The following is a 1822-nucleotide window of genomic DNA, read 5'->3' on the forward strand; positions in this document are numbered from 1 at the left end:
GAGGCTGGGACATAACTAGCTTCAATTAGTGAGAAATCCGAATTTGAATGAATTCAAATTCGGATTTCTCTATTTTTTATGTTGTCTCCATATAGCTCTTAGCTAATGGCTGTGAATTTTCTTAAATTCACGGCCATTAATGCGAGGCCCATCTCATTTTCAACCTTCGATTTTCCTCGTACAGAAAATCGAGTGAAACGCAAATTAGCCTTCAAGAATCCAAAAACTGGTTCCACGTCAATTTTGCGTTGACGATAAATGGTACTCGTTTTTTCTTCTGAAAGCTTTGCTCTCACATATTCTTTTTGTTGTTCCCACTTCTCATTCACCATTAACTTACGATTATTTCCTTCTTTTGCTTTTGTACATAATGAACGGAAGGGGCATCCGGAACAGTCTTCACATTCGTATACCTTAAACTCACGTGTGAAATCATACTTGTCCGTTTTCGTAGAACGATATTTAAATACAAGCTGTTGTTGATTTGGGCAAGTGTATCGATCATGTTCTTCATCATAATCCCAGTTTGCTGTATTGAATTCGTTTTGCTTATACTTTTTCTTCTGTTCTTTTATATACATGTTGTATGTAATTAAGGCCTCTCGCTTACGATTCGAAAGGATATCATCATAATTTTGTTCACTGCCATATCCGGCATCTGCGACGATGTGTTTTGGTAACTTAAAATAATGTTGTTCAATTTCATCTAAAAATGGGATTAATGTACGTGTATCCGTTGGGTTCGGAAAAATGCTGTAGGCAAGCGCATACTGACCTTCTGTTGCCACTTGTATGTTATAACCAGCCTTCAATTGACCATTTTTCATATAGTCATCTTTCATACGCATAAATGTCGCATCCGGGTCTGTTTTCGAATAACTATTTCGTTCGTCAAAGATTTCGAAGTCTCTTTGATATTTTAGTTTGCGTTCAATATAGTCGATTAATTTTTTGCGAGCTTGCTTTGGGAATTTTCGTTCCGTTCTTAAAGCTTTTCGCTCTGCTACATCCGATGAGTCCTCAATTTTTCGATCATATTCGGAAATCACTTCATCTACTTTTTCGACCATTTGAGCGAGGTCTTCCAATGCCAATTCCTTTTCATTTTCCCGTTCAATTTCTGGCATAATTTCTTTTTCAAGCAGCTCGTCGTATAGCTGGTTTGACTTTTCAATTAGTCCGTTATAATATTTCTCAATCGATTTTTTCCACACGAATGTAAATTTGTTCGCATTCGCTTCAATCTTTGTTCCATCAATAAAAATAGCTTCCTGGTCAATTAATTCTTCCTGTACCAGCTGGCAGCGGAATTGAACGAAGCATTGACGAATCAACTCTTTCACCTCTGGTTGGACACGAAATCGGTTGATTGTGCGGTAGGTTGGTTCGTATCCTTGAGCTAGCCACATCATCCGAAGGCTATCTTTTATAAGCGCTTCAATTTTGCGCCCTGAAAAGACAGATTGCGTGTAAGCACATAAAATAATTTTAAGCATCATGCGTGGATGGTAGGCAGGACAGCCCTCATTTCGAAGGAACGATTCAAACGCTTCAGGTGGTATACTTTCAACTAAATGGTGGACATGGAAGGCAATATCATTCTTTTGTAACTTCACTTCTAAATCTAAAGGTAAAATTAATTGATTCATGTTATAATCTTTAAACATAAGGATCCTTCTTTCTGTATAATTTTGTTGTGGTGACTTAATTTTATCAGAAGTGGTCCTTATTTTTTATGAAAAAAATTGAAAGCCGGTGAAATTTTACTGATCGTAAAATTTCGCCGGCTTTTTAGTTTAGAGATGGGTTTTGTCCCAGCCTC

The 1822-nt window shown here is 37.1% G+C and carries 1 pseudogene; it reads right to left on the minus strand.

Annotated elements, in window-relative coordinates:
- Window positions 1–107 precede the first annotated feature (107 nt).
- Window positions 108–1667: pseudogene (locus ACQKOG_RS27070) on the minus strand (IS1182 family transposase); the annotation flags it as partial.
- Between the last annotated feature and the right edge of the window lie 155 nt (window positions 1668–1822).

The organism is Lysinibacillus sp. NPDC093216, from assembly GCF_050280325.1.
Lineage (GTDB): Bacteria > Bacillota > Bacilli > Bacillales_A > Planococcaceae > Lysinibacillus.